Raw genomic sequence first — 17,610 nt, 5'->3', positions numbered from 1 at the left:
GCATCCGGCATGTCAGCGATTACCTATGCCATTCAGACCATTGCTGAAGCCGGTGACAATATTGCTTCGGTTTCTACACTCTATGGCGGGACTTATAATTTATTTGCGCATACTTTACCAAAACAAGGCATTGAAGTTCGATTCTTTGATTATCAAAAACCTGAAAGCTTGCATGAGCTGATTGATGACACAACCAAACTGGTATTTGTGGAATCGATTGGTAATCCACTGGGTAATATTATTGACCTGGAAGCGATTTCTAAAATTGCGCATGAATATGGCGTCCCGGTAATTGTCGATAATACCGTTGCCACGCCTGCCCTGCTTAAACCCTTTGAATATGGCGCAGACATTGTTGTGCATTCACTAACCAAATATATTGGCGGTCATGGTAATTCTATTGGTGGTGCCATTGTCGATAGCGGTAAATTTCCTTGGGGTAAATATCCTGAGCGTTTCAAAGTCTTGAATACGCCTGATCCGAGTTACCACGGAGTCAATTATGTCGAAGCTTTGGGTGAAGCGGCATATATCGCCCGTGCCCGTGTGGTGCCATTACGTAATACCGGTGCTGCCATTAGTCCACTCAGTGTATTCCTGATCTTGCAGGGTTTGGAAACTTTAAGTCTGCGCATGGAACGTCATACCGAAAACGCACAAAAGGTGGCGGAATATTTACAGCAGCATCCGAAAGTGAAATGGGTTAATTATGCTGGCCTGAAAGATCATCCACAGCATGATCTGGCACAAAAATATGTGAAAGGTAAACCTTCTGCCATCCTGTCTTTTGGTGTACAAGATGGCCGTGAAGGCGGGACACGTTTTATTGATGCCCTACAACTCTTTACCCGCTTGGTGAATATTGGCGATGCCAAAAGCCTGGCCTGTCATCCAGCCACCACCACCCATCGTCAGCTCAATGAAGAAGAGCTGAAGTCTGCAGGGGTCAGTATTGATATGGTTCGCCTATCGGTTGGAATTGAACATATTGATGATTTGATTGCAGATTTAGAGCAGTCGCTGGCCCGAGTTTAATACTTTTCTGTTCACCGATATTACCTTCTTCCTGATCGGGAGAAGGTTTTTTATTGTTTGATATATTTCTTACTCTAGCTCTTTGCTTTATTTGAAATTCATGGTAAAAATTAAATTATAGTTCGAACAATAATAGAGCAATTGCTCTAATTATATTTTCAAATTCAATAACTTATTTGTAGATTTTTTTATCACATTCGCTATTATAGTCGACTCGAGAATAGCTCAAATTTCCTAAACTTTGAGCGCTAGAATCAACTAAAAAAATAATCTAAATTTTTATTCTATTGAAACCAGGAAAATATTGTGAATTCAAGATTAGAGAAACTCTTTCAGAATCGAGTCAACGGCAAAGTTGTTTTAATCACAGGTGCATCGAGTGGTATTGGTTTAACCGCTGCACATAAACTTGCCGAAGCCGGTGCACATGTTCTGTTGGTGGCTCGTACCAAAGAAACATTAGATCAAGTTAAACAAGAAATAGAAGCCAAAGGAGGCAAAGCCTCTGTTTTCCCATGTGATTTAAATAACATGGAGTCTATTGATGAAGTATCAAAACAAGTTTTAGCATCTGTCGATCATATTGATATCCTGATCAATAATGCAGGACGTTCGATTCGCCGTGCAGTTCATGAATCAACCGACCGCTTCCATGACTTTGAACGTACCATGCAGCTAAATTACTTCGGTGCCATTCGTTTAGTCATGAATATCCTGCCGCAAATGATGATTCGCCGTGATGGTCATATCATCAATATTAGCTCGATTGGTGTTTTGGCGAATGCGACACGCTTTTCAGCTTATGTGGCTTCTAAAGCAGCACTGGATGCTTTCAGTCGCTGTTTATCTGCCGAAGTGCATTCACATAAAATTGCCATTACCTCAATTTATATGCCATTGGTGCGCACCCCAATGATTGCACCGACTAAAATCTACAAATATGTGCCTACCCTGTCTCCTGAACAGGCAGCCGATTTAATTGCCTATGCAATTGTGAAACGTCCGAAAAAAGTAGCCACCAATTTAGGTCGTTTGGCTTCAATCACCTACTCGATTGCACCAGACATCAACAACAAATTGATGTCGATTGGTTATAACCTGTTCCCAAGCTCTTCTGCTTCGGTAGGTCAGCCACAGAAACTGAACTGGGTACAAAAAGCGTATGCACGTTTGTTCCCGGGTGAACATTGGTAAGATTAGACGCTATGAAAGCCAGTCATTAGACTGGCTTTTTTATGTTATAAACAGCCATCTCTTTTTTATTTTTAGATTTTTATGCGGATTGCTGCACTCATTTTCCAATATGGCTGTTTTGCCTTTGCTCTTTTTCTCACTTATCAAATCGCGACTTCATGGAATCTGCCAGAATATAAATTAATGGATATAGTCAGTGATGTAGGTAGTATTTTAATTTGTATCGATTTAGGCGTGTTCCTACATTTCAATAAGTCTCTGACCTCACTAAAAATGAAAAATGCTTCTCAGCAGTTTGGTGTTAGGGTTTTAACGATAGAAAAAATCACGCGTAAGTTGGGTCATTTGGGCATTATGCTGATTTTATGTGGTTGGATTTTGCCAAAACTTGCATAAAAAATCTCCCAATTGGGGGGTTCGTTTTAAGAGAGATCTTCCAAGCTGCATGTCTTTAAATATTCATATGTACTGTCGTATTTTGATTTCGGACGTGTCCAATCACAAGCATCTATTTTCGGAATATAAATCACCATACCTTGCCGAGCTCGAGTCAATAATACGCGATAGGCATTTAGCAAATATTGTTGTTTTTCTTTCTGCCTGATCTGTTGCCAACAGGTCCCTTTAAATGCCTGATACTGCCATCCATTGTCATAATAAAAATTAATGTCCCAAGCTAAACAGCTAAAGTCAATTTCCAAGCCCTGTATATCAAACTCGGTTGCGATTTCCTCTAAATAATATGAAGATCGCACATCCCTAGGAGAGTTTAAAAACCAATCTGGCGGAGAAATTTTATTTTTTACATCAATTCCTTCTGCTCTTAAGCACCGTGCACCAGAGCTTGCAATGATTCCATAACGCTCAGACCCTTTTGCTTTGGTCTTCAGCCATTTTTTAGCTTGTTTTAAATCACGTGTGAGATAAATCGGATAATCATTCTTTATATTTTGATAAAGTTCAGCCGCCAACTCTGGCTCATCATCTAAAAGATGGTGAATCAATTGCGATACACGTTCACTGCGAAATGATCTTACCGATACAGCCAAATGCAGCGAACTTTCACAGATACCCTGCTGTTTTAGCCATTCTCTCTGTTCAGTTGCAGCTAAATAAACTGGCTCATCCAGGATCTTATCTGAATAATAAATTTTCCAATCTGGATAATTTTGCTTTAAGGCTTCAATCCATTCAGTGACACCGGCTTCACCCGTATTGATTTCTTGTCCACCGCCAATTAGACACACAATTACACACCAATCTTGATGCCGATCCATCACCCGAATCAGGAACTCGGGTTCAGACATATCAAAGTCATCAATACCCTTTTTTTGTTTCATAAAATTAGAAACTTGAGCTTTTTGCCAAGCTCTTTGTGCTTCATCAAATACAACTACTTTTTCAAATGGAATTTCTTGGGACTGTAGATAGTAATCCCGAAAATGGTGAATATTTTGAATAAAGGTTTTCGCATCACGCTCAGCATTTGTTTTCTTCGCAACTTCACCTTTGCTTTTCGCAATTTCAACCGTATTTCGAGCTAAGGCTTGCTGTAAAACATCAACTAGAGGGCCATTTCCAGACAAAAAGACTGAATGTTCCGACTCATCTGCTTTTAATCTTTGATTAGCAATATTTAAGCCCGCCAACGTTTTTCCAGCCCCAGGAACGCCTGTGACAAAACAGAGAGCTTTTTGATGAGTTCGTTTACTTGTTTCAATAATGGACTCAATCTGGCTTGAGCTTAGCTCTAGATTAATCGCACCCGCATCGCTGCGAGAAATTTCTTCCACTTGATGCCCCTGATAAAGGGCTTGGGCTGCTTCAATAATCGTAGGAGTAGGTTTATAAACTGAATTTAACCAGCGCATTACATCAATACGCTCTATAGCTGCATGTTGCTGAATAATCTGTTCTATTGTTTCTTTTAAATTCAATTGATTGCAACAGAGCACATCCTCAAGCTGAGTCAGCTTAGACCAATCAATATCTTTCTCGTCTGCTTGTGTTGCAACCAACACGGGAATAACTTTTTGCCGATCGCTTTCTGCATGAAAATTAATTAAATCCAAACAGTAATCAATGGTTTGTGTCTTTGCAGAAGCTGAATACTGTTTTTCCCCCTACTTTAAATTCAATGACAAAAATTAAATTCTTAAAAATTAAAATATTATCAACTCGTTTTCCCATACGAGGAATTGCAAATTCAAAAAATAAATGTCCTTCTTTAAATTCAGAAAAGTTATGTTTTAAAATTTGAATTTGTTTGAGCCATGCATTTTTTTGCTGGTCTTCCAAAGCAAATTGATGTGCTTGCGCTAAATGACCCAGAATCCCTTTAGATGAATCAGAAATGAAATTTTGAACGGTATTATGGTAATAGCAACGCACTATTTTTACTCTAAGTTTTATATTTAATATTTTGAAATATAAAATAAAAAACCTCCCAATGGGGAGGTTTTTTATTATGAATTAAGGATTATTTCGAACCTTTAATCCCGGCTTGCAATAACAATGCACCTAAACCACCAATTTTATTTTCTTGTGGTTTAGCTGCTTGAGGCTTTTTATGACCTTGTGGGCGGTCGCCTTGTGGACGTGCATGCTGTGGACGTTTAGCTTGAGGCTTACGTTCACCGCGTTGTTCATTTTGAGCGTGATCACGGCGTGGCTGACGTGGTGCTTTAACAGGAGCTTCAGAACCTTCAGGACGCATCGACAGGTTCACACGATTACGTTCAGCATCAACAGTCAACACACGGACTTGAACAATTTGACCCGGTTTCACCACTTTATGCGGGTCAGAGACAAACTCATTCGCAAGTTCAGAAATATGCACTAAACCATCTTGGTGTACACCTACGTCGACAAATGCACCGAAGTTAGTCACGTTAGTGATCACACCTTCTAGCTGCATGCCTTCAGTCAATTGTGACACTTCAGTGATGTCTTCACGGAATTTAGCGGTACGGAATTCCGGACGTGGGTCACGACCCGGTTTTTCAAGTTCAGCCAATACGTCTTGGATGGTTGGCAAACCAAATTGCTCATCAGCAAATTCTTCTGCATTCACCTGGCGAATGATTTCAGAATTACCGATGATGTCTTTTACTGTCGTTGCTTTCGCTGCAACAATCTTGCTCACCAAAGCATAAGATTCAGGGTGAACTGCAGATGCATCTAGCGGCTCTGAACCATTTTGAATACGCAAGAAACCTGCTGCCTGTTCAAAAGTACGCTCACCTAAACGTGGTACATTTTTGAGTGCCTGACGGTTATCAAAACGACCGTTTTCCTTACGGAAGTCGACAATTTGCTGTGCAATCGATTTATTCAGACCCGCGATATAACCCAAAATCGCTGAAGATGCGGTATTCACATCTACACCCACCGAGTTCACACAGTCTTCAACCACTGCTTCTAGTGTTTTCGCCAAGCCAGCCTGGTTCACGTCGTGTTGGTATTGACCCACACCAATCGATTTTGGATCAATCTTCACAAGTTCAGCCAATGGATCTTGTAAACGGCGTGCAATAGACACAGCGCCACGAATTGAAACGTCTAATTCAGGAAGTTCTTGTGAAGCCAACTCAGATGCTGAATACACCGATGCACCTGCTTCACTGACTGAAACGCGAGTCAAATTCAAATCAGCATTTTGAGCCATCATTTCAGCAACAACAGCTTCAGTTTCACGGCTTGCAGTACCATTGCCAATCGCGATCAAATCGACATTGAATTCACGGCAAAGACGAGCCAGTTCTGCAATTGAACCTTCTTTATCTTCTTTTGGCGCAAACGGATAAATGGTGCTATGCGCAACCACATCGCCTGACTGGTTCACTATAGCCAGTTTCACGCCGGTACGGATACCAGGGTCTACACCTAAGGTACAACGTGCACCCGCAGGAGCAGAAAGCAATAAGTGACGCAGGTTTTCAGCAAAGACTTCCATCGCCTCGCTTTCAGCAGCCAAGCGTTTTTCGGTCAATAATGAATGTTCAATTTGTGGACGGACTTTACCCAGCCAGAACAATTTTGCAGTTTGCTTCAAGTAGTCTTGACGTGCTTGCGGTTGCACTGTGTCCAGATTGTATTCAGTTTCAATACGGCTCAGTAGTGCGTCATCTTCGCCATCCACCTTTAAGCCCAATACGTTTTCCTGACGGCCACGAAGCATGGCCAGCAAGCGATGTGAAGGTACTTTATTCAGGTTTTCAGAAAAATCGAAGTAATCACGGAATTTTTTACCGACTTCTTTTTTCTCTTCACTTGCCACTAAACTTTTTAGAACAGCAGTTTTGGCAAAGTTTGCTTTAAGTTCAGTCGTTAAAGCAATATTTTGCGCCCAGTCATCAATCAGAATGTGCTGGATCGCATCCAGTTGGCTTTCCACGTCTGGATAATCTTCATGGCTAAAGCCAGCCAATGCTTCAGTAGGCTCGACCTGCTCGCTAAAGATTTTCTCAGCAATAGGACCCAAGCCCGCTTCTTTGGCTTTAAAAGATTTGCTGGTACGTTTTGGACGGTACGGCGCATAAAGTTCTTCTAAAGCATTCTTGGTTTCAGCAGCATTAACACGTGCCAACAAATCATCTGACAATTTATTTTGTTCTTTCAGAGATTCGATTACTTTTTCACGACGTTCAAATAAGTCACGTAGATACGATAAACGGGTGTCGAGTTGGCGTAACTGGGTATCGTCCAAGCCTTGAGTTACTTCTTTACGGTAACGTGCGATAAATGGAACGCTGGCACCTTCATCAATCAGCTTGATGGCAGCTTCTACTTGATTTGGACGTACGGCAATTTCTTTTGCTAACTGCTGAACTAAGTCAGTCATCGTGTTTGATCCCACAAGGATAAGTACTAAATGGCATGATTATAAAGACCAAGCCCATAAAATCCACAATTGTTTTGATTAAATTTATAAGTGGTCAGTATTGCCAATTCATGTTTTTTTTATAATTTGCCACAAAATTAAGTGATAAGTAGATTTTAACCCTCCATATTCAACATTATAAGCCATAATTTAGATGTATATATTTGGTATCTATGTCTTGATTTTATCTGCAATATTTGTTGCTTTAGAGCATAGTAAACAGATACAAATGAATCGTATACTCAAGACCATCCGAACTTTTGTTTACGATGACAATAAAGAACAAGGAGCACATCATGAGTTTAGTGGTACCTGCTGAAAAAACAGATCCAGTACAAACCGAAACTGATCGCGTCGAACGCATTCTCGTTGTAGATGATGATGTGCGTTTACGGACGTTATTACAGCGTTTTCTAGAAGATAAAGGCTTCGTGGTCAAAACTGCTCACGATGCAACGCAAATGGATCGTTTATTGCAGCGCGAACTTTTCTCCCTGATCGTGCTCGATTTTATGCTTCCTGTGGAAGATGGTTTAAGTATTTGTCGCCGTTTACGCCAATCCAATATCGATACGCCGATTATCATGCTGACTGCCCGTGGCAGCGATTCTGACCGCATTGCAGGTCTGGAAGCGGGTGCCGATGATTACCTGCCTAAACCATTTAACCCGAATGAGCTGCTCGCACGTATCCGTGCCGTATTACGTCGTCAGGTCCGTGAAGTTCCGGGTGCACCAAGCCAGCAAATGGAAGTGGTGAGCTTCGGTCCATGGTCACTGGATTTGTCTACCCGTACCCTCACCCGTGAAGGCCAGGTGGTCACGCTGACCACGGGTGAATTCGCGGTACTAAAAGCCCTAGTCCAACACCCTCGTGAACCTTTAACCCGTGACAAGTTGATGAACCTGGCACGTGGCCGTGAATGGGGTGCGATGGAGCGTTCGATTGATGTTCAGGTGTCTCGCTTACGTCGTCTGGTGGAAGAAAACCCTGCCCGTGCGCGTTATATCCAAACGGTGTGGGGCGTGGGTTATGTGTTTGTTCCAGATGGCGCTGAGTAATTAAAAAACGGATTTTGGATTACTAAAGTAAGAAAATTCCGTGACAAACCATTCGCAACTGTTCGAGGCTGGAGATATCAAATCAATAAAGTTTCTGTGATGATTTTGATGATTGAAATGATTTGACGAGTTTTACGAATGGAAATGGTTTTGCCTACTTTTGCCGAATGAGAAATACATTTCGCAAGGTAGGTCGAACCGAAGGTTAATACTTGTATTATGACGATAACCATAATGACTCCGTCATGACTAGACTCCTCATCCAATACTTCGGTACATAGAGTGAAATTAGAACCCATCGACCCACAAAAATTTACTGATTACGAAGCTTATTCGGAAAAGAAGCGAACCCGCTCGGAACGCTTTCTCGATAAGATCAAGCCGCGTTCTGCTGCAATGCGTACCACTGTGCTCGTGTTATTTGTTGTATTTTTCAGTTTATTTATGTCGTTATGGTTCTTTTGGCGTACCCTTTACCTTCCGGAAATCCAGCAGCATGCGCGCTATTTAGGAGTAGAGCTGGAAATTCTGAATAATCCCGACTTACGCATTTTTCATAACAATGCTGAAGTGGATGCCGATTTATGGCTAAAAAATCGGGTCGGAATTGAATACATTACCAATCCTGCAGAATATCCCCGGGTAAAAGACAAGGTGATTGCCGAGTTTTTTACCAATCAAATAGAAAAAAAGCTGGCCAAAGAACTGAAAGTTGAAAATGTAACCGTCTATTTCCAGTTTAAACCCAGTCCGCGCATTTGGATTCAGACTCCGGAAATGAACGGACATTGGGTGCGTGAACCTCTAAAAACCTATGCCAACTATAGTCCGGAACTGATCTATGGCTGGTTAATTGGTGTGCCACTGATTGCTGCTGCCATCATTTTAACGCTGGTGCGCCAGTTAAACCGCCCGCTTCGCCGTTTACAAGATGCCGCGAACAGTTACAGTAAGACCGGCTCTGCGCCCTATCTGGAAACCAATCATGGCCCGCAAGAGATTCGTGAAGTCAATCAGGCTTTCAATCAGATGATTTATACCCTAGATCAGACTGAACGCGACCGGCGTATCATGTTGGCGGGGATTTCTCATGACTTACGTACACCTCTGACCCGCATCCGCTTAAGTGCAGAAATGATGCCTGATGATGACTTCCTGAAAGAAGGTTTCATTTATGATGTCGAAGATATGGATGCGATTCTGAATCAGTTTATTTCTTATATGCGCGATGGTTCAGATGAGGAACTGCAAGACACTGACATCAATATGCTGTTACAGGAACTGATCATTCAGTTCAAACCATTAGACATCCGTTTTACAGCTCAGGATATTCCGGTCATTCAGGCGCGTAGCCAGTCTTTAAAACGCTTGATTGGTAACCTGATTAATAACGCAAAACGCTATGGTGCGGAACCAATCGAGTTATCTGCCAAAGTAGAAAATCATCATCTGCTGATTAGTGTTGCCGACCATGGTGAAGGTATACCTGAAGATCAGATTGAAGATTTAATGCAACCTTTCGTGCGTGGCAATGAAGCCCGTACCATCCAAGGAAGTGGTTTGGGTTTGGCTATTGTGAAACGTATTGTTGACCTTCATCAAGGTCATCTCACCATCCATAATCGCCCAGAAGGTGGATTAGAAGCGCTTATTTCTTTACCTCTACCTCAAGATGAAGTTGAGGAAAATATAACCCATAGTGCTTTAGGAAAAATTAAGCAGACGATCAGTGGGCACTTTTGAGTCTTGATTATTTATTGAACAAACAGTTTTGTTTAACTCTTGACCCTCTGATTTTTAGGCGATTAAAATCAATCAATTAAAAACCATAAAAAAATGTTATACCCACATTTTTTCAAAAAATTAGACCTTAGCCTAACAGGCATGCACAATTTGTTTTTGGGACGGTACAATCCGTCTAGTTTTGAACAAGAATTGAGCGTAAACCATGTCTTTAGATCGTATTCGTTTAGCGTCACTTCATGACAAAGTCATGAGCGCAGAACAAGCTGCTACTTTTATCCAAGATGGCATGACTGTAGGTATGAGTGGATTTACTCGTGCAGGTGAAGCAAAAGCTGTCCCTTTAGCATTGGTAAAACAAGCTCAAAGTAATCCTTTAAAAATTACTTTAATTACCGGTGCAAGTCTTGGTAATGACCTAGATAAACAATTAACTGAAGCTGGTGTACTTGCTCGCCGTTTACCTTTCCAGGTAGATAACACTTTACGTAAAGCCATTAACAAAGGCGAAGTGATGTTCATCGATCAGCATTTGTCTGAAACTGTTGAACAAATGCGTAACCAGCAATTGAAAAAACCAGATGTTGCAATCATTGAAGCTGTAGCCATTACTGAAGATGGTGGCATCATTCCAACCACTTCTGTAGGTAACTCTGCAAGTTTTGCCATCTTTGCTGAAAAAGTGATTGTAGAAATCAACACCAACTTAAGCCCGGCTTTTGAAGGTTTACACGACATCTACATTCCAACCTATCGTCCAACACGTCAAGCGATTCCTTTGACCAAGGTGGATGAACGTATTGGTACCCATGCCATCAATATCGATCCGGCAAAAATTGCAGGCATCGTCATTAACAGCGAATACCATGATTCTCCGTCTACTGTGACTGCACCGGATGATGAAACTCAAGGCATTGCGAACCACTTGATCGCTTTCTTTGAAAAAGAAGTAGCTGAAGAACGTCTTCCTAAAAACTTAGGTCCACTTCAGGCAGGTATTGGTTCAATTGCCAACGCTGTATTGACGGGTCTGAAAGATTCAAACTTCGAAGACTTGATCATGTACTCTGAAGTACTTCAAGACTGTACGTTTGAATTGATCGATGCCGGCAAAATGAAATTTGCTTCAGGTTCATCTATTACGCTTTCTGCTAAATATGGCGAAAAAGTATTTAATAACCTTGAAGCATACAAAGACAAACTTGTGCTTCGTCCACAAGAAATTTCGAATCACCCTGAATTGGTTCGCCGTCTAGGTATTATCGGCATCAACACTGCATTAGAGTTCGATATTTACGGTAACGTAAACTCAACTCACGTATGTGGTACCAAAATGATGAACGGTATTGGTGGTTCAGGTGACTTCGCACGTAATGCCCACTTGGCAATCTTCGTGACTAAATCGATTGCAAAAGGTGGCGATATTTCTTCTATCGTTCCGTTCGCATCTCACGTAGACCATGCTGAGCACGACGTAGACATTCTGGTGACTGAACAGGGTCTTGCTGACTTACGTGGTCTTGCTCCACGTGAACGTGCTCGCGCCATCATCGATAACTGTGCTCACCCTATGTACCGTGATGCCCTAAACGATTACTTTGATCGTGCATGTGCCAAAGGGGGTCATACTCCACATCTTCTTCGTGAAGCGCTTTCTTGGCACTCAAACTTCGAAGAAAATGGTCATATGCTTGCGGCTCAGGCTGAAGCTAAAAGTGCTTGATTAGTAATCTAAAAAACGCCCCTTGGGGCGTTTTTTTTGACTCTATGGTTAATCAAATTTGATCTGATCAGCGATTGCATTGCCCATGTCCATGAGCCCATTAATGGTTAAGGAAAATTCCAGAATTCCTATCCTCACCACACCACGCTTGATCTGCAAAACAGTAGCTCCTCTTTCATTAATATAAAACATACTGTTGAATTGATTCAAATCTTCACTGATTTCACGATCAACCCATTGATTCAAGATTTCAATTGTTCTATTTCCATATGAATGATGCGCATCCGTCGCCGTTTGTATTGAGTTATCTTGACCTAAAATCCAGGCCAAGGCCTCATCATCTAAACTTTGCAGACTAGCTGAAGAATAGAAGCGAGCCATGACCGATGTCGTCATACTCATAACTAAAATTATGAATATGAAAAAACCGATTTTTTTCATAGCATTACCTTCTACATTGCACATGAAACTATGTAATTTTTTAAAATAGCACCATTAAATATTACAATTTCAACCACTTATCTTTAAATTTCATTAAAATAATCACAAATTATTTATATATTGATTAATAAATCACACAAATAATCTTTTTTTTAAAATCTTGAATTTACTGGCGAAGATCATTTGCTCTACTTGTAATTCTATAGATATTAACCGAGACCATATGATTGATAGACCATCAAGGAATTTAAATCCCGCTTCTTTGCACCCTAACTTGAGACAAGTAAAATTCTAGAAACACTACATGCATCCAGATCATGGGTTAAATCGGTTTGATTCACTTTTTATATGAATAAAAACATATAGATGCTACTAAATGAGCAAGATCAAAACTTAAAGTTGTTTAGCGTATTCTTTGAGATATCCAATTCCGATCTGCTCAGCTGGAGGTCATCCCAATATTTATAAACGCTGCTCAACAGCCTGACGATTTTGTGTTTTAATTTTTTCCATTTCTGCATTTAACTGTAAAATCTGCTTATACAGCTTATTGAACTGCTTGATCGGCTGATCCTGATAAAAAAGAAAAGTCTTGTTCTTTTTCTGCCATTTATTGTTTCTAAGAATCTGAAATAAAGCGTCCGCCTTATTTAATATCTGTAGCTCCAAGGCAAATAGCGCATGAGTCTGATCGCTATCGCGGCTTTCCCTAAGGCTGTCGATTAATTGATGTCGAAGATGCGATTTAATGGATAACTGTTTCGCCCGGGCTAAGGCATTCTCTTCCCGTTGTGTGGTTTGTTGCTGATAGCGGTTTGCCAGTAGATGCGCTTGCTGTAACATCTGCTCGGTTTCTACATATTTTTGCTTGCGATCTTTATCCAAGCGGTCAATATTTAAAAACTGATCCCAGTGAATCTCTTTCAGTTCACGTAAATACTGATTCCTGGCTTCAGCATTTTGAATCATTTCACTCAGTACGAAATCTGCCATCACTTTATAATCGCCCTGCAAACGATTATCCGAGACATTAACCTCGATCGGTTTAGACCAGTCTTGGGCCTGCTGATAAATCAGTTCAGCTTTTTCATATAATACGGCTTGGTACTCATGTACCTGACCAAGCTCTTTTTGCTGGACGGAATACTGGTAAAACAACCAGCCAAATACAGTACATGTTGCCAATCCTAAAATGAGAAAAATTCTCGGCATATGAGCACTCCGCTAGACGGTCTTTTCAATATCATAACTCGTTTTGATTTCAATCGTTTGTTTTTCAAACAAAAGCTACATAAAGCCTTTCCCGCTCTCTCGGTTTTTATTCAGTATTGATGCTTTAAATTTTGATCCGAATCCCCATCAATATAGGCAAGAAAAGATAAGAGAACTCTCATGCGCGTAGATATTTGGTCAGATGTGGTTTGCCCATTTTGCTATATTGGTAAAAAACGTCTGGAAGCTGCTGCTGAACAGGCCGGTATAGAACTTGAAATCCATTGGCATAGTTATGAACTTGACCCAGAGGCTCCTGTTCGCCAAGAGGTATCCAACTCTGAACGTCTCGCGCAAAAATACGGACGTAGTGTGACTGAAGTCGAAGAAATGCAGCGCAATATTGCCGCGATGGCGGCAGAAGAAGGCATTCAGTTCAACTGGGAAAATGCCAACTCAGGCAATACTTTTAATGCCCACCGTATTATTCATTTGGCACAAAGCAAAGGTTTGGGTTCTGAAGCTAAAGAAGCTTTTTTCTATAGCTATATGACCCAAGGTTTAGCCATTGGTGAACGTGAAACGCTGGAAGATGTCGCAGCACGCATCGGCTTAAATCCGGTTGAAGTGGATGATGTGCTCAATTCAGAAGAATTTGCAGATTTTGTCAAATTCGATGAAGAAGTGGCACGTGATCAGTTGAAAGTGACTGGCGTACCTTTCTTTGTTTTTGATCAGCGTATCGCACTTGCGGGTGCACAGCCACGTGAAGTGTTTTTACAGGTGATGAAAAAAGCACTGGAAGCACCTCAACAAGACAACATTGCTGCTGAAGACAGTGCAATCTGTAAAGAAGATAACTGCGATCTTCCGGAAAATAAGCCAAAGTCTTAAGCACAGCAATCTTAAGTAAAGAAAGGCAATAAAAATCCCCAGATGTTGGGGATTTTTTTATCTTAAAATTTATTTCTCTATGCAATTTAATCAACTAAGAAGCTAATTTTTAAATTCACCCGATATTCTATAATTTTGTTGTCCTTAATCACCACTTTTTGTTCGTTAATCCATGCACCCTGTACGTTTTTAACAGTTTCGGTGACTTTCTCTATTCCAGTTTGAATAGCATCCTCAAAACTTTTATTACTGCTTGAATTAACCTCAACCACTTTTGCGATAGCCATTGTTTTCACCTCAGGGTTTATTATTTTGAGTTCAGATCATAGGATATTTTCTAAACAAAAAAGTGAGTTTTAACATTACAGCGCAAAAACTTACAGCTGGGTCACAATACCCATATTTGCTTTGAAGTCCTTACAAAATACAACTTATCTATACAAGGCTAGGACACAATTAAATACGCAATTCGCTAGGCTAATATGCGGAATATCTGAGTTCCTAATCATGAAAATTATAGAGGTAAATATGAATACTGAAACACAAGATCCTATGGTGGATACTCGCCCTGAACAAAGTACATCCACAAAATCTCCTCTTTCACCTACCCTAAAAGGAGTCCTGATTGGCGCAGTTGCTGGTAGTGTATTACCCGTTTTTGGTACGTTTAGTGGTGCCCTTATTGGAGGTGTCGCTGGAAAAGTTTACGAAAAAAAATACCAAAATAAATACCATGCAGGATAATTTTTATATATTTTCAAAGCAGTTAAGACAGATTGCTAACTGGCAGTCTGTCTTAGAGCAAAAACTCTAAACATATGATTTATATAATATTTTAAACTCACCGTTCATCTTTTTTTGCCTCCCAAAGCTTACTTTAATTGATCACTTCTTGATATCATTCACATGAAATTTATTTTTTATTTCTCTCCTTGTCTGGTTGATTTTTTAATGACCCAGATATCCTTTCACTAAAGGAAAATGATGATGAACGTGATTAAATCTCTTGTGGCTATTGCTGTGGTGGCTTGCTCTGCCCATGTTTCTGCTCAAATTGTGTATATTCCAGATTTTCCTGTTAAAAAAGCGGCTGAAAGCTTGAATGCTGAACAAAAAGCACCTGCTGCTGAAGCTGTAGTTGAGAGTGTGACTGTTTCTAAAACAGCTGCCTAATCGACTCTAACAGTCAATAAAAAACCAGACCTGGTTCGCTTGGTCTGGTTTTTTATGTTCATCAATCAGCAGTTTATTTTTCAAGCTTATGCTCAAGTACAACACCTACTTCGATCTGTCATTTCATCCTTTTATGATAAAAATGACAGAACAGCTAAAACCTAATCACAATATTTCCTGCCATCCTCCTAAAAAATTGTTCATTTTTTATTTAAAATTTACATTTTTTGCGAATTATGTCTATAAATGCTCAAAAACTGACATTTTTTTTCATGCTTTTTTTTGCTAAATACATATAATCAAAAGAATTAAATAAATAATTCAATTTATAAAAAAGTGTGCCTATGCAAGAACTTCAAGCGCTAATCCAAGGCAAGATTCCTCCGCAAACGGTCAAAATTGATAAATTGATCGTACTTGCAGAACATTACTCTCAGCCCACGTCTGCAGAATATAAATTACTTGAACTTGCGATCAATATCGTATTGGCAAGTTATCTAGAAAAAGCCCAAAAGCATCTCTAGAAGGAAGGTCAGCGCATGAATGTCTTAGAAAAAGCCAAGCTGATTAAAGAATTACATCAACTCCTCGATGGATTGGAACAACGTTCCTTATCCTTCTTTGAAATTGCCCGGTCAAAAGCCCGGGTAAAAGAAATTTTTGCTTTATGCGATGAACCCATTTTTAAAAAACAGATTTTTAAATTTAAATTCCACACCCAACCTGAAAAAGCTGTTCGAGATTTCGCTGCTCAAAGCTTGTTTCAACTCTCTTTTCGCGGTGCATTTCAGCAAGATAAAGCTCTAAAATCAGCTCTTTATCAATATCCGGATTCTGGTTGGGCAATTTTGTATGATCCTCAAGAAGGTTGGCAAATCTGGTTAATTCCTGCACCAAATCGTATGGCCTTGATTAGCGGATGGGGCGATTTGGATGATGCCTATCACTGGATGCTACAACAACAGCAGAACTATGGCTGCCTAAAAACGGATCAGGAAATCAGACAAATACAAGATCTGATTGCACAAAATATAGCGAAAACTTTAACCGAGAAAAGTCTAGCTACATCTGATGATACGCTTGAAACCATTGCTCAAAATAAAGAATTCAATTCTATTGATTCATCCATAGCTGAGGTGTGTTCTGTTCAGAATTCGCCAGCAACAGATATCTCTATGCAGCAAAGCCAGCTGCCGGAGTGGTCTCAAGAACAGTCCGCTGTAGTTACAGAGCCTAATCCGTCGAGTACAGCTTCAGCTCTTGCCCAAGCCAATGTAAAAAACAGTGCAGATCAGCCTCATATAATCAAAAATACTCCAGAGACGCTGCAACTCAATCAATATGTAGCTCATATTCAATCGCTAAATAACGAAGATGCATCCCTACAACAGCTCTATCGTTTAGCGATTCCCGATCTTCCGGAAATTGATCAACATATCGATTTACTGCTACATGGTGCAGGCATCGAAAACTGGCAGCATCAACCTATTTATCTGGCAGAACAGATTAATCAGCAAGGTCATTTCATTAAATATTTGGCATTATTGGGTGCAGAAAACCAGATGCAGGCCATGCAATTCATGCAGTTATTCAACGCTGCTGACCAGCATGCCCTGGCTGCAATAAAGAAGATTTGCTGGATAGACTGGATGGACCACTTTAACCGGATGGAGTCTCTATTTGATGTCTATACCCATAAGGCCGTTTGCATCTGGACTGATGAAAACTATATGCCCTTTATTCCCGCACAACTGATTCAAACCCAAAAAATCATTCAATTTGATGAAAGTGCCGCTGATATTAAAACACCGCTGCTTTTACTTAAAGAACGGCAAAAAATACGGCTTATTCATGGACAAAAACGTTTAACCCTTTCACCGACTGAATCGGCTTATCCTTATTTCCTGTTAGAACGTCACCATGGCATCAGCTGGCAAATGATTCAGATGATAATTAGCCAATTCAAGTCCCCGATTGATTGCCGGGAATTATATAAAGAGATTCAAAAACATATTTCAGATTAAGTTTTTATTTTTTGTAGCAAACTATTGCTTTTTAGGGTGATTTTTTACCAGACTAGTCATCATCAGACAATGTAAGATCACCGATATGCGGCAAAAACAATTATCTCTAATAAGACCCCTGTTATGTGTGTTGATCTCTGGACTCATGTCGACTGTCAGCTGGTCAAATTCAGCTGAAACTGGGGCTGATCAACAAAAATATACCGCAACAGAAACAGAAACAGAAAC

The 17,610-nt window shown here is 40.3% G+C and carries 16 protein-coding genes and 1 pseudogene; 11 read left to right on the top strand and 6 right to left on the bottom strand.

The genetic code is table 11. The features are described from left to right. The 3 genes from B4C48_RS06920 to B4C48_RS06910 all read left to right on the top strand — a co-directional run. Window positions 1-1,035: O-acetylhomoserine aminocarboxypropyltransferase/cysteine synthase family protein (locus B4C48_RS06920; protein ID WP_291354896.1), on the top strand; the 1,035-nt coding region annotated here is incomplete at its 5' end. A 306-nt stretch (window positions 1,036-1,341) separates the two neighbouring features. After that, a complete protein-coding gene (locus B4C48_RS06915) occupies window positions 1,342-2,229 on the top strand; it encodes an SDR family NAD(P)-dependent oxidoreductase (RefSeq protein ID WP_291354894.1) in 888 nt (295 codons plus the stop codon). 81 nt (window positions 2,230-2,310) lie between these two features. Next, window positions 2,311-2,625, top strand: coding sequence for a hypothetical protein (locus B4C48_RS06910; protein ID WP_291354892.1), 315 nt, complete (start codon window positions 2,311-2,313; stop codon window positions 2,623-2,625). Between the two features lie 26 nt (window positions 2,626-2,651). Here the strand turns inward: B4C48_RS06910 and B4C48_RS06905 are convergent. Together B4C48_RS06905 and B4C48_RS06895 are read right to left on the bottom strand one after the other, a co-directional pair. Further along, window positions 2,652-4,623, bottom strand: a pseudogene (locus tag B4C48_RS06905) (DNA/RNA helicase domain-containing protein). A gap of 85 nt (window positions 4,624-4,708) precedes the next feature. Continuing rightward, window positions 4,709-7,072, bottom strand: coding sequence for a Tex family protein (locus B4C48_RS06895; RefSeq protein WP_291354886.1), 2,364 nt, complete (start codon window positions 7,070-7,072; stop codon window positions 4,709-4,711). Window positions 7,073-7,407: 335 nt separating this feature from the next. Between B4C48_RS06895 and ompR the strand changes: the two genes are divergently transcribed. Next, window positions 7,408-8,172: a two-component system response regulator OmpR gene (gene ompR / locus B4C48_RS06890; RefSeq protein WP_086174583.1), complete on the top strand. Its 765-nt coding sequence runs from the start codon at window positions 7,408-7,410 to the stop codon at window positions 8,170-8,172. Between the two features lie 77 nt (window positions 8,173-8,249). On the opposite strand, the gene B4C48_RS06885 is transcribed toward ompR, so the two are convergent. Then, window positions 8,250-8,405 (bottom strand): hypothetical protein, encoded by a 156-nt coding sequence (locus tag B4C48_RS06885; RefSeq protein ID WP_291354883.1) that lies wholly within the window; start codon window positions 8,403-8,405, stop codon window positions 8,250-8,252. A gap of 49 nt (window positions 8,406-8,454) precedes the next feature. On the opposite strand from B4C48_RS06885, the gene B4C48_RS06880 reads away from it, so the two are divergent. Together B4C48_RS06880 and B4C48_RS06875 are read left to right on the top strand one after the other, a co-directional pair. Next, complete coding sequence (locus B4C48_RS06880) at window positions 8,455-9,915, top strand: ATP-binding protein (protein ID WP_291354881.1); 1,461 nt, start codon at window positions 8,455-8,457, stop codon at window positions 9,913-9,915. 205 nt (window positions 9,916-10,120) lie between these two features. After that, a complete protein-coding gene (locus tag B4C48_RS06875) occupies window positions 10,121-11,638 on the top strand; it encodes an acetyl-CoA hydrolase/transferase family protein (protein ID WP_291354879.1) in 1,518 nt (505 codons plus the stop codon). Window positions 11,639-11,686: 48 nt separating this feature from the next. Here B4C48_RS06875 and B4C48_RS06870 read toward each other — a convergent pair whose 3' ends face one another. Both B4C48_RS06870 and B4C48_RS06865 read right to left on the bottom strand, forming a co-directional pair. Beyond that, entirely contained in the window at window positions 11,687-12,079 is a 393-nt protein-coding gene (locus tag B4C48_RS06870; protein ID WP_291354877.1) for a hypothetical protein, read from the bottom strand. 462 nt (window positions 12,080-12,541) lie between these two features. After that, window positions 12,542-13,291 carry a hypothetical protein gene (locus tag B4C48_RS06865; RefSeq protein WP_291354875.1) on the bottom strand — a complete coding sequence of 250 codons (750 nt, stop codon included), beginning with the start codon at window positions 13,289-13,291 and terminating at the stop codon, window positions 12,542-12,544. A 180-nt stretch (window positions 13,292-13,471) separates the two neighbouring features. Between B4C48_RS06865 and B4C48_RS06860 the strand changes: the two genes are divergently transcribed. Continuing rightward, a complete protein-coding gene (locus tag B4C48_RS06860; protein WP_291354874.1) occupies window positions 13,472-14,185 on the top strand; it encodes a DsbA family oxidoreductase in 714 nt (237 codons plus the stop codon). An 86-nt stretch (window positions 14,186-14,271) separates the two neighbouring features. Here B4C48_RS06860 and B4C48_RS06855 read toward each other — a convergent pair whose 3' ends face one another. Then, window positions 14,272-14,472, bottom strand: a complete 201-nt coding sequence (locus tag B4C48_RS06855; protein ID WP_291354872.1) for a dodecin family protein — start codon at window positions 14,470-14,472, stop codon at window positions 14,272-14,274. Window positions 14,473-14,713: 241 nt separating this feature from the next. Between B4C48_RS06855 and B4C48_RS06850 the strand changes: the two genes are divergently transcribed. The 4 genes from B4C48_RS06850 (at window position 14,714) to B4C48_RS06835 (ending at window position 17,382) form a co-directional block, all read left to right on the top strand. Further along, window positions 14,714-14,929 carry a hypothetical protein gene (locus B4C48_RS06850; protein ID WP_291354871.1) on the top strand — a complete coding sequence of 72 codons (216 nt, stop codon included), beginning with the start codon at window positions 14,714-14,716 and terminating at the stop codon, window positions 14,927-14,929. 243 nt (window positions 14,930-15,172) lie between these two features. Next, window positions 15,173-15,358 (top strand): hypothetical protein, encoded by a 186-nt coding sequence (locus B4C48_RS06845; protein WP_291354869.1) that lies wholly within the window; start codon window positions 15,173-15,175, stop codon window positions 15,356-15,358. Window positions 15,359-15,702: 344 nt separating this feature from the next. Beyond that, window positions 15,703-15,882, top strand: coding sequence for a hypothetical protein (locus B4C48_RS06840; RefSeq protein WP_291354867.1), 180 nt, complete (start codon window positions 15,703-15,705; stop codon window positions 15,880-15,882). A 15-nt stretch (window positions 15,883-15,897) separates the two neighbouring features. Further along, a complete protein-coding gene (locus B4C48_RS06835) occupies window positions 15,898-17,382 on the top strand; it encodes a hypothetical protein (RefSeq protein WP_291354866.1) in 1,485 nt (494 codons plus the stop codon). The last annotated feature ends 228 nt before the right edge of the window (window positions 17,383-17,610 follow it).

Origin of the sequence: Acinetobacter sp. UBA3106, from assembly GCA_002365595.1 — a bacterium.
In the GTDB taxonomy this organism is placed as follows: domain Bacteria; phylum Pseudomonadota; class Gammaproteobacteria; order Pseudomonadales; family Moraxellaceae; genus Acinetobacter.
This window is presented reverse-complemented; position numbering and strand designations above follow the sequence as displayed.